The sequence below is a fragment of the Streptococcus sp. CF7_Ac1-8 genome (assembly GCF_024295435.1).
Classification (GTDB): Bacteria; Bacillota; Bacilli; order Lactobacillales; family Streptococcaceae; genus Streptococcus; species Streptococcus mitis_AP.
The window spans coordinates 118,143-130,661 of record NZ_JANCPI010000001.1; the positions used below are offsets into that span (position 1 = coordinate 118,143).

Sequence of the window (12,519 nt, forward strand, 5' to 3'; positions counted from 1 at the left end):
TCCCCTTAATTAGAAGCCATTTTATCAGGATCCGTACTCATGATATCAAACAATTGAGTACCTTGAGGAATCTTATTTTTAAAGGGAACGACAACGGAACCAGCTTTTATCAGTCCTGCCCCTTTTTCTGGATTGACTAGGTATTTTTCGAGTTCTTTTGACAAGCCTAAGAGTTGAACCAGTTCTTCTCGGTCATTTTTTGCTTGCTTGAGAAGAATCATAAATTCGCTATTTGCAATAATTCGTCTACCATTTGGATCTAACAATAAGGTTTCGACGTTTTGAGTTATTCCAGTCGGACTGGCTCCATATTTTCTGACACGACTCCACAATTTAAAGAAGAAATCACTGGCATATTTATCTAGTAAGAGAAGCTGCATTTCATCAAAATAAATCTAGGTCTTCTTCCCTAATTTTTGGTTCCGAACAACACGATTCCATATCTGATCAAAAACCACCATAAGGGCAATTTGTTTCAGCTCATCTCCTAACTTCTTAACGTTATAAATCAAGAAATTAGATCCTGTCTGAATATTGGTCTTATGAGAAAAAATATCAAGAGAACCTTCGACATACAGTTCCATATCAAGCGCCAAATTCTGCGCTTCTTCTTCTGGTTGTTGGCTCAAGACAAAGACCCATTCTTCCAAAGAAGGCTCTTTAAATGACTGATAGGTGAGTCTCGTAACTCGGTCGATAATCGATTTTTCTCTTCCATCCATTTTCCTATCTAATAACTTGCCGATAAAGGATAAAAGAAATTCTGATTTTACCTTTACAGGATCCTCATCCATATTTTCTTCAGACAAGTCAAGGACATTGAGATAAGTTTGGGAATCGGGCGCAATATCAATCATTTCTCCCCCAAAAGCCCGTCCAATGACACTGTACTCTGCTTCTGGATCCACAATGATAATTTCAGTATTTTCACCAGATTCTTTGATTTTGGTCGTGATAATCTCATGCTTGGTTGCCATGCCTTTCCCAGCTCCAGATGTCCCTAAAATCAGACCAGACGGTGTATTTAATAGGCTTCGATCAATAGTAATAATATTGCTTGAGATTTGATTAATACCATAATATTTCCCACTACGGTCTTGTAAGTCTACTGAAGTCCAAGGAGAGTTCACTGCTATATTGGACGTTAATAAACTCCGTGATACCCCCTCTAAAAAATCACAACCAAATGGCAGCAAACTATTAAAGGCTGCTTCTTGCATATATGGAAGTTTATCAATCATTAGGTCATTTGAGCCGGCCACTTGTTGAATAGTGTCTAGGGCTTGTTTGAGCTCTTCTTCATCCTGACCAAAAACACCAATCAAGAAGACGGTTTGAAACAGTTTATCTCCTGTCTCGGTCATGGTTTTTAAGAGTTCCTCAGCTTCATCGATATTGCTTTCTAAAACATGGCCTACTTTTTCCAAATAGATACCTGTACGAGCTAGTTTTTGTTGTTCCCCAATCTTTTGGGATTCCATCAAGGTCTTCTTTGTTCGTAGTTTCTTCATGGCATCTGCCTTAGTCGAACTTTGAGCATGGAGGCTTACAATCAATTCCAAATCTCCTTGCATGAGGTCTCGGATAAACTGATCTCCTAATTCCATGCCGTAGTCTCTCACATAGACAATCTGTAATAAGCGGTCATTGATTTGTAGGTAATTCTTGTTTTTAAAATCCAAGAGATTAGGCGCTATGAAGTGACGAGTTGTCTGACCAGATCTCGTTAAATCACGGTAAGAAAAAGGAAGATGGTGTTCTCCTCTAAGCATATCCGCCAACAAGTTCACACGTTCTTCTCCAGCCAAGGATTCAAATCGTGCATCAATTTCTGAGAAACCACTCTTGAAATATTCGCCTATTTGAGACAAGGAACGATAGGCTTGTTTGGGATTAGAATCCTTTCTACCAAAGCTAATCAGTTTCACAGCTGAAAAATTATTTTCACCACTGTCTAAATTCTGATTCATCATCCGATTCAATTCTTTACGATAGCTATCATACCCATCTTCTTTTTCCTCATACAAAACACTTTGTCTAAACTTTTCTAAATTCAATCTTTTATTAAAGATAGTCAATTGGAAGTTGGTTTGGTCGTCTAGGGAGTTAATCAAATCAGAATACTTCTCAATGATTGCTCCCTTATCTTCTAAACCAACGGTCTGGTAATTGACATCACCAAGTAAATAGCTTTGTGAGAAATAATCTTCTTTCACCTGCATCAGACCATTTTGATACAGGGCTTGATAAGAAAGAGTATTAGCCGTTGATGGTAACACTTCCTCTTTTTTCCCTTTAAATTCTTCCTTTTTATTAGTCATTGAAATTTTTTGTTTCTTTAATGTATTTGATTTTCTTTTCATATTCAGATCCTTTCTTTCCTGTAATTGTGCGTAGGGGAACCGTTAATTCAAAATGAAGACGGTATTTCAAATAATGTTCAAAATATAAATCATTGGGTTTATAGACTCCAAAAAGCATGAGGGGGATGGTAAAAGCAAACACAAAACCGTAAACAAACCAATCTCCAAATTGCCAGAAAAAGAGATTCAAGCCCAAAACAATAATTGTGACAATAAAGGCTGGTAAAACAAAGATGATTTGTCTTGTGGTGAAACCTAACCAAGCCCTGTGTTGGTATTTTGAGATGTCTTTAAAGACACGTGTATTCATGACTTTCCTTTCTAAAAAGGCTAAGAAGCAATCACTTCCTAGCCTTTATCTAATTACATACCTAAAATTGAGCGAGCCGTACGTTGAGAACCAACGAGGGCAATAATCAATAAGATAGCTTGTACCAAACTACCAAACATAATCGCAAGTGATTGCAGGACTCCTGCACCATTTGAAACAGCTATTTTCCCAGCAGATTCAAATAAAGGAACAAGCGAAACAATCAGAAAAATGAGAACCCCTTGTACCGCATAGACCATAATATTTTTTAAATAGCCAATACCAATAGATTTCCATTCATCACTTAAAAATGTTGGAATCGTAAGAGGGGCAAATGGAATCATAAGGTAGAGTTGAATAAATCGAATAGATACCAACAGATTAACCATGGCTGCACTTACTATTCGAACAAGCCAAATGAGAAGGGCGAAAAAGCCCACAATCATCCGGCCAATAAATCCTGACCCCTTTAATCCAGAGATTGTATCATACTTTGCCCCTCCGTGAGCCACAATCGAAGCCACTTGTTCAATGGCGTGACTCGCAATCCCAATGATGGCTTCTACAATAACGGTAGTGTTGGTAATTACAACTGCGACCATAATATAACTAATCAACATCGGGGCCAATGCTTCAAAGGTCATCGCTCCACCAGAGTTAGCAATTTTCTTAGCCATCTTCGAAAATTCTAGGATGAGAACAACTGATAAAATCGCAACTCCAAGAGGTTGCATAACACTTTTAGTAATACTAGACATATAAGTCCAAACAGTTGGATTGTAGCTAGATAGAGATTTAATGAGATCTACCGTAGATTGTAAATCTACATTAAATCCTTCAAATAAATTTTCAGCTGATATTTTTTCAGATGCAAGGTAAACAAAGGGTGAGACTAAACTAAGATTCATATCATTGTTTATCCTCCTAAATTGAAATCTGGGTTACAAAGGCTCCAGCAGCCCCGACCATAACACCACCGACAATTTCAAGGATGGCATTCCGAACACCTGGTCCACCATCTTTAATGTTGGTTGCAAGATTGACAATCCCCACAACAACGAGAAAGGCACCAACCGCAATCAATCCCTTCTGTAACAAAGACATAGCTTGTGCAAACATGGCACTTGCGTCTACTCCATAAACAAAACCTTTAAAATGCGTAATCATCTATTTCCTCTTTTCTATTTTTATTTTAAACTAGATTCAAAAGTTAAATCACGAATTCTAAGGCCGTCAAGATGATTTTCTTGTCTTTGATTCAAAGGATTGATTTGATAGTTCCACCACCGTTCATCGGTTTCTTGATTGGCTAGGTATTTCCAGTTTGGATGCTTAGTGGAATTGTACTTTTTGCTTTTAAAGACAGGCATATTGGCAATTCGAACCAAGCATTCATGCCGTTTCATATTTCCGACTTCATCAGGTGTCATTAAATCACGAGCAATCTTTTGATGAGAAAGGGATCCTGAACCTGTCTGGCCAAAGGAACGACTAGTATTTCGAACATCAATGGTTTGTTTACCGAGTAAGCCACTCATAAATTTAAAGGTATCTTCATCATTACCACCTAAGTAGACTAAGCTATCACAGTTCCCCAAAATGGTTTTCCAAGCTTCTTTTTCTTTATATAGCCCTTGAAGTTGGGCAATATTTTGTAGAATAGGAACGAGACTCATATTCCGAGAACGGACTGTTGAGGTTTGTTCAGCAAAATCTGGGATTTCTCCGATATTTGCGAACTCATCTAAGTAAACTCTCACATGAAGAGGCAATTGCCCCTTAAAATCAATATCTGCTTGTCTTGTTAGGGTTTGAAATACGGTTGAAAAAAAGAGGGCTGAAAGAAAGCGAAAGGTACTATCGTTATCTGGGATAACTAGGTAAACCATTGATTTTTCCTTGCCCCATGTCTTCATATCAAGAGTATCTCTTTTGGTCAAATCCATGACACTTTGAATATTGAAGAGGGCAAATTTAGCAGTGGTTACAGCTATAACAGAATCCAGAGTCTTATCCTTATAATTTTGGAAATCTGCCCAATTTCGCATGGTAAAATTTTCAGTCCCATACTTTTTAGCATAATTTTCAAATAGAATTTCTAAGACACTTTTTTCTTGGTTTTCACCCTTGGATAAGTGTTTAATGAGTTTTGAGATTTCAGCAAAACTTGGATAACGCCCTCGTTTTTTTCGCTCTTCCACTTCTTTTTTTTGACGTTTCAACAAGTTTTGATATTCTTTTTGACTTAAACGACTTTCTTCTATGAGCTGTTCTCTTGTTTTGGGTGGATTATAGAAATCGACCAAGTAAGAGGCTAAAGCACGGACTAAAGTCATAGTAGCCTCATCCCAAAATGGATCACTACGGGAGCCAGAGCCTTTGGTGTTATTAAAATAAACCGTCAGCATGCGATTCAAATCATTTTCTGTCTCTATATAGCGAAAGGGATTGAAGCCATCTGAGTTCTTCATATTGACTAAATCTAGCACCTTTACTTGGTAGTCATGTTCTAAAAAGAGTTTGCCTGTTTTTTCGGCCAAGTGATCTTTAGGATCCACTACAATATTAGAACTATTCATTTGAATCAGATTGGGTTTCACAAAGCGAAATGTCTTCCCACTTCCTGAACCTCCAATCACCGCAATATTCTTATTCCTATCGTATTGGGCTGGTTTTTTATCTAATAATGTCAGACGAACATCTTGTGCTAAGATCGTATCATGAGAAAATTCCTTACCGTAAAAGAGCTTCTTTTCTTTTAGAGTTCCAAAACGGGCGCTCCCGTATTCTACCCCTTCTCGGTATTGTTTTTTGCCAGTCTCTAAATAAAGATAAACCAGCAACATCATCAGAAAGCCTAGTAGAAAAAAAGCACTTGATTTTCCAGTAAAGGAAACATTCCATGGCGACTGAAGAACTTCATCTTGACCTTCCATCAGAAGATGAGTCCATTTATCTAGTGTATTTCCAGTATAGGAATCATACAAAAGCGTCAAACGATGAAAAAGATAGCCTAGTAAGATACCTAACAATGAGAATAGTAGGAATTTCTTTCCACTGTACATCATCTCACCATCTCTTTCTGTTTGACGGCTCCTTCTTGTCTAAAGGTAATTTGGGATTTAGCCTCATCAATTGCATCGTCTAATGACTTATCCATGGTAAAATCAGCTAATTTCTCCGGATCATTAACCATTTTTTCTAACAGATGGTCTAAATGATTGTCTAGAATCGAACGGTCTTTCGTGTAGAAATGCAGAGAATCCCCTTGCCAAGCGATGGCTAAAGGAATCTCTTCTTTTTCTAAAAAGGCTTTAAATTTCTCTATATCAATTGGTTTGTCTAAAAAATCTTTTTTCAGATTAATCGTATCAATCGAATAAGGAGATTGTAGCAATTCTTCTAATTTCTGCACTCCTATCTTATAGGCGGAATCCTGTGCTAAAGCCTGACGTCTAGACCATTCTAGAATCTTTAAAAGACTTTTGACAGTAAATAAAAGACTACGCTCTGCATATTGAACTGCCATTCGTTCCTGTTGTTCAGAGGACATCTGATGCCTCCTTCTTAACAAATAGCAGCTTTCCTTCTTTATAACGATAAGCTATCAATTTCTGACGTTGCTTAATCGACTTGACAACCTTCAGTAGATCTCTCGAATAAGGTTCTCGAAGAGTAACTTCTACTGCTTTCCCATCAACGATACCAACGCGTTTAAATTCAATGTAGTCTTTTTTGAGATGTCCTAAGCCCATACCAAAGGGAAAGTGATGAATCAATTGGATGGTACAACCACCTTTATTTCCCATTTGTTTCAAATCATACAAGTTTACTACTTTCATGATTAACTCCTTTATCTAGTTTGTCGCATCGTTTAAGTCTGGTAACGATAAACTCCGTGTCTGTTAGAAAATTCTCACACACGTCTTGTGCCAGTTGCCCTTCACAGGGAAATACTCTCAGTCCCTACTTACACAGGCACGCTAATCAAGACGGAGTGGATTCAATTTTCAAAGAACAGGTAGCTTTATTATAGATAAGAGTAGTTGAAATTTTTATCACATTTTTTATTTTTCTGTAGAGCTAAATTCATACTAAACAAAGATTTTGAAATAAAAGACTAACATTGTTACATAACGTTAGCATTTCATTTCCCTAAAATAAGCTAATTTTGTCTAAAAAAGCAGCAAACTATAAACTAGTAGGTTCCACACCAAATGTAGACCCATACTTCCCCAAAAGTCAGATTGATAGCGCACCATCCCTAAAAACATCCCAAGTGAAACATATAAACACCAAGCTAGAATGGTTCCTGGATGATGTACTAAGGCAAATAAAACACTTGTCAAAGCAACTCGAATATCTAATTTTCTGACCAAGTTCCATAAAATTTCTCTATACAGAAATTCTTCAACCATACTCGCATTGATTAAGAACAATAAAAATGAAAACCAAGGAACTTGATGTTGAAGGCCAATTAAGTTTGCTTGATTCGTGCTTCCTTGAGCATGAATCAGACTAAAACATAGACTTATAATCAGTAGGCTAACGAATCCAATACCAAGCCATTTCATCCTAGTTTTCATATTGACCTTGACCACTTGTTTTCGTTGACCATACATCCATAAAAAAGAAATGAGAGACGCACCATAGAGAACCTGTAGTATAGTTAACTCACCGATACAAAGCAATTTCAGTAAGTATAGGGATACCAATAGGACATTTACTTGTTGGAATATATAAACTGGAATTATTCTTCTCATAGTTACCTCCGAAATAAATCTTCATAATCTAAATCTAATACCTGCACAATCCTTTCTACCCATGGACTTTGAGGCATTCGTTGTTCCATCTTGTAGTGACGAATCTTTTGATACAAACGATTCAATTCACTTGGATAGTGAAATTCTCCCGCAAACATTTTCCTGGTTAACTCAATCCAGCTGATATTTCTTTCAGCCAAAATAATGGACAAATTCTCCCAAAATCGTTCAGCCATATTGCTTCTCCTTTAACTAGATAAATAATGTGTTTGTTCCATGTAAATCAATTGTTTCGTATCTCTTGGCAATAGAGCTCTAGCCTCTTCCAAATTCAAATTTGGATAAACTCGCTTGTTTGAAACCGCAAGTGGAAGTCTGATGGTTAGGTCAGGATTTTTTAATATCATCTCAATGAAATCCGTTAATCTTAGATTGTCACGGTTCTTAAATCGTAATAAATTGGGAGATAAAAACTCAAAACAATCTGAAGAATAGCTCATCATCTCAATTAATTTGTCCTTTGTTATTTCAGAAATCGAATGACAAGATACCTCTATTCCGTAGTTTTGAAAGAAATCTAAAAGAAGTTGATTTCTATGGTTATTTTTACTTAGATAGAGATCAATCATGGGAGACCTCCCAAAGATTCGGTTCCATTTGATATTCTGAGACGATTAAGGAATCTAATAACTTTGAGAAGTTAATCGATTTCTTGTCTTCATCATAAGCTTTTACAGTTACTTGGGTTGTAAGTATTCCCTCTTTTCCCTCGGCTCGATAGCCTTGTCCATATAAAACAAAAACAAGATTTTGATTATCATCTACAAAGGCATCAACTCCGTTCTTTATATCCTGACTTTCAAGGAATTCCATAATGTTTTGAAGATAGGATTCATAAAATAGTGGGTAATTATGTTTTTTATGGTAATCATCTAAAAATGTCACCTCAAACTCACATGGATAATTGGGTATCAAAAATATTTGTTCATCCAGCTGTTTGATTTCTGCAGCATGTAATTCTGTTTCTAATTCATCACAATCTAGTATTGACTCTTTATTTAAAGCTTTCATCTTTTTCCTCTATTTCTTTTAATTTCTTTGCGATTGCAGCAATCACAGGAACGGTTACACTATTACCAGCTTGTTTATAGAGCTGACTATTACTAGAGACTTTTCTAGCAGCTTCAAAAGCCCAATCAGGAAAGCCTTGTAGGCGAAAACACTCTTTAGGAGTGATTCGTCGTATTCTCAAACGGTAAAATTGTCCATCTATTAAAACACCAGCTACATGGTAAACTTGCTTATCTTCTCCTTCATAGCTAGCCACTACTACTCCCATTTGACCACTAGTTGTTAAAGTATTCGCTATACCTTTTCCAACTCTACCACGCCGATACTGTGAACTTGGTCTTTCCAAATTGATTGAATCTCCAATCTCTGCTTGAGCATATCCTTTTTTAGTTGCCTCCCGGACTTTTAGAAATTGGATTGGTTCTGGAATCAGTATTTTGGGAATTTTATCGCCTCCTTGCATCGTAGTCAGTGTTGGAGATAAGCCCTCGCTTCCATATACGCGACCTGTCTCCTTAAAGCTAGTCGGTAAATCTCCAACAACGACAATACCATGACGATCCTGAGTATTTAAAGTAAACATCGACTCTTGGTTTTCCTTAAAGCGTCTCCCATTTTGTCTCTTGTCTAATCTGTCTGGTGTCATACAAGGAATCGCAACCTTGAATCCTTCACCTTTTCCACGAACTAAGGTTGGCGCTAGCCCTTCTGAATAATAGACTTTACCGCTCATTCCACTTTTTGATGGATTCAAATTCCCTAGTGTTTTTAAAGTCTCAGAGTTAGTTGTTTGACCTTCTCGTCTGAAAGGAAATAAGAGTCTGGTACCTTTCTTTCTAGAATGTCCGATAATAAACACCCTCTCTCTGTTTTGGGGAACGCCAAAATCCTTACTGTTAAGCACCTGCCACTCAACATCAAACCCCAACTCATCAAGTGTGGTAAGGATTGTGGTGAACGTCCGTCCCTTATCGTGATTGAGTAAGCCTTTAACATTTTCAAGAAAAAGAAAACGTGGTTGGATTTGCTTGGCCGCCCGAGCAATTTCAAAGAACAAAGTTCCTCTAGTATCTTCAAATCCCAATCGTCTTCCTGCGATTGAAAATGCTTGACAAGGGAATCCCCCACAGATGATATCGACTTTCCCTCTAAGTTTTTTAAATTCGTCATCTGAAACATCTCGTATGTCATGAAATTCTATTTCTCCTTCCGTTTGAAAAATGGATTTATAAGATTCTCTAGCAAATTTATCAATCTCACAAAATCCAATACACTCGTGTCCGACACTTTCCATTCCAAGGCGAAATCCTCCGATACCTGAAAATAAATCAATAAATCTCATTTCTTTATCACCCCTTTCTGATCGACTATCAATGTCCAAAGTGTCACACCACTTGAAATTAAAATGAGCATAACTAATATCCACTCGATTGGCGACATTTTAACCACCTCCTTTTCTAACACGGTTATTCCAAACGGAATATAGGCCATTAAACACAAATTCAGCAAGTACTTCCGCACGTCTCACAAAGCGAACATTGTCAAGAGCATACTGATAGATTCTCTCGAAATCAGTCATAGCAATTTCACTGGCTGTTTCAGAAAAACCTTCTCGTCTAAATTGTTCTTGTACCAATCCCCAAATATAATCTCGATCATATTTTGTGACCTTTTCTACTTTTCTTCTCAAGATAGGTTGAGTATTCCTCTCCTCCTCATCCCCAATAAATAAAGAATCAGTCTCACTATATTTAGTCTCACTAACTTCAGTCTCACTAGGGGCTGAATGTGAGACTGGGCCCGTTTCATTTTCAACCTGCCCTAGTCTTTTTTTAACACTAGGCCTGTTTGAATTACTTACTGGGGTAGAATATAATTCCCCTAAATAAATCTTATTAGCTAGTCTTCCTTTCTCACTTGAAGACTGTTGGACTTCATCAATTAAGTCATATTCTTTAAGAGTCTTTTTGATGGACAGTAATTTTGACTTTGAACAACCTAACAGCCTCATCAGATTAGAATTAGAAAATACTAAATAAACCGCGCCTTCTTCATCTATCCAACCACGACTGAGAGATAATTCTAAACGATCTTTTAAAATAGAATAAGCCACCTTTACTTCTAGTTTCATATCCATATATTTCTCATCCTCAAAAAGAATTTTAGGTAATTTATAATACCGTTCTGAAGTTTGGTATTGATTTGCGGTAATTCTTTTCATAGAGCACCTCCAAGTTCTTTGAGTATTAAATCTCCACTTGATTCCAATCGAACTAAGCCACTTTTTTCTAATTCAGCCATAAGAGTGATGGCCTCAACAATATCAATTCCCATTTCACGTACTAAAAATGAAATGACAATATAGCGTGATGATTGTAATTCTTTTGTCATTTTCCCTCCTGAAAATAAAAAAAGGAGAACAATATACAATTGTTCTCTCTTTAGATAAATATTTATTGTTGTATTCATTTTTCCGATGCGCAAACGACATCTACAAATACATATACATCTATGTGCCTTTTTAGGACTTTTTTGACGTCAAAATTGCCTTTATCTACAAAGACAAAATGCTTGTAAAATAGCTTAAAATCAAGGATTTTCACCCTTTTTTTCGTTGTAGCAACACTACACACTCCACGTGATGCGTCTGTGGGAATAAATCCACTGGCTGTACTTTCTTCAATTCATAGCCCAATTCTTGATAGAGTTTGATATCACGCGCCATAGTAGCGACATTGCAGGAGATATAGGCGATGCGGTCTGCTCCAGTTTGACTACTTGCCTTGATAAAGCTTTCGGTTAATCCCTTGCGTGGTGGGTCAACCAAGATAACGGTTGGATGAATTCCTTCTTTAAGCCAAGTCTTCATTGCGTTTTCAGCTGTGTCACAGACATAGCTGGCGTTTGAAATATGGTTCAGTTGGGCATTCTTCTTGCTATTCTCAACCGCTTCTGGAATCACTTCAACACCATAAACCTCTTTGACATGTTTGGCAACAGAAAGACCAATAGTCCCGATACCAGAATAGGCATCAATGACCACGTCATCTTCTTTTAATTCAGCAAAGTCAATGGCTGTTTGATAGAGTTTTTCAGCCATTTCAGTATTAACTTGGTAAAAAGCTGGACCAGCGATTTGATAGTCATTTCCCAACATCTGGTCAGTGATAAAATCTTGTCCATAAAGGTTGCGCCATTCCTTACCAAAAATCGCATTGGTGTTCTGATCGTTGATATTTTGCATGACAGACACAATCTCTGGGAACTGCTTGATTAGTTGTTCAATCAATTGTTCCACACGAAAAATCTTCGGACGAGTTGTTACTAAAATGACCATAATTTGCCCTGAATAGTGTCCGCGACGCACCACAAGATTCCGAATCAATCCTGATTGTTCCTTTTCATCATAAGGTTTCAAATCATAACGGCGGAGCAAGTCGCGTAGGGCTACTACTACCTCATCAATCACAGGATCTTGGATAAAGAAATCTTCCAGTGGCATGAGGTCGTGGGAATTCTTACGGAAAAATCCAGTTTCCAAAACACCATTCACTCTACGGACAGGGACCTGTGCCTTGTTGCGGTATTTGACTGGATTTTCCATACCCAAAGATTCAGCAACCTTTATATCAGTAATTCCAGCAATCTTGTAGAGACTGTCTTTGACTTGTTTGGTTTTAAACTTGAGCTGTTCTGGATAGGCAAGATGACCTAAATCAGCAATTCCTGAACGCAGGTAAGCCAAATCTAAATCTTGATTGCGGTGTGGTGATTGGACAAGGTATTCTTCAACCTTCCCAAAGCCAATCTTTTTATTGACCTTGAGGACACGCATGAGGATTTTTTCACTTGGTAAAGCATTCTCTACAAAAAAGACCAAACCATCTACCTTGGCAACTCCTGCACCTTCATGGGTCAAGTCAACAATTTCAACTTCTACAATATCATTTTTCTTTAACATTCTCTTCTCTTTCTATTGGCCGACAAAAAAGACGGCAACGTTACGGTTACC

14 protein-coding genes and 1 pseudogene are annotated in these 12,519 nt (G+C 37.3%); all 15 read right to left on the reverse strand.

Annotation, left to right across the window (positions count from 1 at the left end; all coding sequences use genetic code 11):
• Positions 1 to 5: 5 nt before the first annotated feature.
• Positions 6 to 2,363 (reverse strand): annotated as a pseudogene (locus tag NMM26_RS00505) (VirB4-like conjugal transfer ATPase, CD1110 family).
• Positions 2,314 to 2,673: a PrgI family protein gene (locus tag NMM26_RS00510; protein WP_254753779.1), complete on the reverse strand. Its 360-nt coding sequence runs from the start codon at positions 2,671 to 2,673 to the stop codon at positions 2,314 to 2,316. The pseudogene NMM26_RS00505 and the gene NMM26_RS00510 overlap by 50 nt, the downstream one beginning before the upstream one ends.
• A 53-nt stretch (positions 2,674 to 2,726) precedes the next feature.
• Positions 2,727 to 3,581 carry a conjugal transfer protein TrbL gene (locus tag NMM26_RS00515; RefSeq protein WP_001054257.1) on the reverse strand — a complete coding sequence of 285 codons (855 nt, stop codon included), beginning with the start codon at positions 3,579 to 3,581 and terminating at the stop codon, positions 2,727 to 2,729.
• Between the two features lie 16 nt (positions 3,582 to 3,597).
• Entirely contained in the window at positions 3,598 to 3,840 is a 243-nt protein-coding gene (locus NMM26_RS00520) for a hypothetical protein (RefSeq protein WP_000627865.1), read from the reverse strand.
• Positions 3,841 to 3,860: 20 nt separating this feature from the next.
• Positions 3,861 to 5,738 carry a VirD4-like conjugal transfer protein, CD1115 family gene (locus NMM26_RS00525; protein WP_254753799.1) on the reverse strand — a complete coding sequence of 626 codons (1,878 nt, stop codon included), beginning with the start codon at positions 5,736 to 5,738 and terminating at the stop codon, positions 3,861 to 3,863.
• Positions 5,738 to 6,226, reverse strand: a complete 489-nt coding sequence (locus tag NMM26_RS00530) for a hypothetical protein (protein ID WP_000093677.1) — start codon at positions 6,224 to 6,226, stop codon at positions 5,738 to 5,740. Before NMM26_RS00530 ends, NMM26_RS00525 begins: the two co-directional genes overlap by 1 nt.
• Entirely contained in the window at positions 6,216 to 6,515 is a 300-nt protein-coding gene (locus tag NMM26_RS00535) for a hypothetical protein (protein ID WP_000869760.1), read from the reverse strand. The genes NMM26_RS00530 and NMM26_RS00535 overlap by 11 nt, the downstream gene beginning before the upstream one ends.
• Positions 6,516 to 6,848: 333 nt before the next feature.
• Complete coding sequence (locus NMM26_RS00540) at positions 6,849 to 7,436, reverse strand: CPBP family intramembrane glutamic endopeptidase (protein WP_001252698.1); 588 nt, start codon at positions 7,434 to 7,436, stop codon at positions 6,849 to 6,851.
• A 2-nt stretch (positions 7,437 to 7,438) separates the two neighbouring features.
• Positions 7,439 to 7,672, reverse strand: a complete 234-nt coding sequence (locus NMM26_RS00545; protein WP_000840776.1) for a hypothetical protein — start codon at positions 7,670 to 7,672, stop codon at positions 7,439 to 7,441.
• A gap of 12 nt (positions 7,673 to 7,684) precedes the next feature.
• The gene (locus NMM26_RS00550; RefSeq protein ID WP_254753780.1) at positions 7,685 to 8,065 is read right to left on the reverse strand and encodes a hypothetical protein; all 381 of its coding nucleotides are present in this window, start codon (positions 8,063 to 8,065) and stop codon (positions 7,685 to 7,687) included.
• Entirely contained in the window at positions 8,058 to 8,507 is a 450-nt protein-coding gene (locus NMM26_RS00555; protein ID WP_000645878.1) for a hypothetical protein, read from the reverse strand. Before NMM26_RS00555 ends, NMM26_RS00550 begins: the two co-directional genes overlap by 8 nt.
• Positions 8,491 to 9,849, reverse strand: coding sequence for a DNA (cytosine-5-)-methyltransferase (dcm, locus tag NMM26_RS00560; RefSeq protein ID WP_001210969.1), 1,359 nt, complete (start codon positions 9,847 to 9,849; stop codon positions 8,491 to 8,493). Before dcm ends, NMM26_RS00555 begins: the two co-directional genes overlap by 17 nt.
• 99 nt (positions 9,850 to 9,948) lie before the next feature.
• Positions 9,949 to 10,728, reverse strand: coding sequence for a replication initiator protein A (locus tag NMM26_RS00565; protein WP_000822775.1), 780 nt, complete (start codon positions 10,726 to 10,728; stop codon positions 9,949 to 9,951).
• Entirely contained in the window at positions 10,725 to 10,898 is a 174-nt protein-coding gene (locus NMM26_RS00570) for a hypothetical protein (protein ID WP_080982957.1), read from the reverse strand. The genes NMM26_RS00565 and NMM26_RS00570 overlap by 4 nt, the downstream gene beginning before the upstream one ends.
• A gap of 208 nt (positions 10,899 to 11,106) precedes the next feature.
• A complete protein-coding gene (rlmD, locus tag NMM26_RS00575) occupies positions 11,107 to 12,468 on the reverse strand; it encodes a 23S rRNA (uracil(1939)-C(5))-methyltransferase RlmD (protein WP_254753781.1) in 1,362 nt (453 codons plus the stop codon).
• Between the last annotated feature and the right edge of the window lie 51 nt (positions 12,469 to 12,519).

Coding starts and splice junctions, on each gene's coding strand:
- NMM26_RS00510 (WP_254753779.1), bottom strand. CDS start 2,673: ATGAATACACGTGTCTTTAAAGACATCTCAAAATACCAACACAGGGCT.
- NMM26_RS00515 (WP_001054257.1), bottom strand. CDS start 3,581: ATGAATCTTAGTTTAGTCTCACCCTTTGTTTACCTTGCATCTGAAAAA.
- NMM26_RS00520 (WP_000627865.1), bottom strand. CDS start 3,840: ATGATTACGCATTTTAAAGGTTTTGTTTATGGAGTAGACGCAAGTGCC.
- NMM26_RS00525 (WP_254753799.1), bottom strand. CDS start 5,738: ATGTACAGTGGAAAGAAATTCCTACTATTCTCATTGTTAGGTATCTTA.
- NMM26_RS00530 (WP_000093677.1), bottom strand. CDS start 6,226: ATGTCCTCTGAACAACAGGAACGAATGGCAGTTCAATATGCAGAGCGT.
- NMM26_RS00535 (WP_000869760.1), bottom strand. CDS start 6,515: ATGAAAGTAGTAAACTTGTATGATTTGAAACAAATGGGAAATAAAGGT.
- NMM26_RS00540 (WP_001252698.1), bottom strand. CDS start 7,436: ATGAGAAGAATAATTCCAGTTTATATATTCCAACAAGTAAATGTCCTA.
- NMM26_RS00545 (WP_000840776.1), bottom strand. CDS start 7,672: ATGGCTGAACGATTTTGGGAGAATTTGTCCATTATTTTGGCTGAAAGA.
- NMM26_RS00550 (WP_254753780.1), bottom strand. CDS start 8,065: ATGATTGATCTCTATCTAAGTAAAAATAACCATAGAAATCAACTTCTT.
- NMM26_RS00555 (WP_000645878.1), bottom strand. CDS start 8,507: ATGAAAGCTTTAAATAAAGAGTCAATACTAGATTGTGATGAATTAGAA.
- dcm (WP_001210969.1), bottom strand. CDS start 9,849: ATGAGATTTATTGATTTATTTTCAGGTATCGGAGGATTTCGCCTTGGA.
- NMM26_RS00565 (WP_000822775.1), bottom strand. CDS start 10,728: ATGAAAAGAATTACCGCAAATCAATACCAAACTTCAGAACGGTATTAT.
- NMM26_RS00570 (WP_080982957.1), bottom strand. CDS start 10,898: ATGACAAAAGAATTACAATCATCACGCTATATTGTCATTTCATTTTTA.
- rlmD (WP_254753781.1), bottom strand. CDS start 12,468: ATGTTAAAGAAAAATGATATTGTAGAAGTTGAAATTGTTGACTTGACC.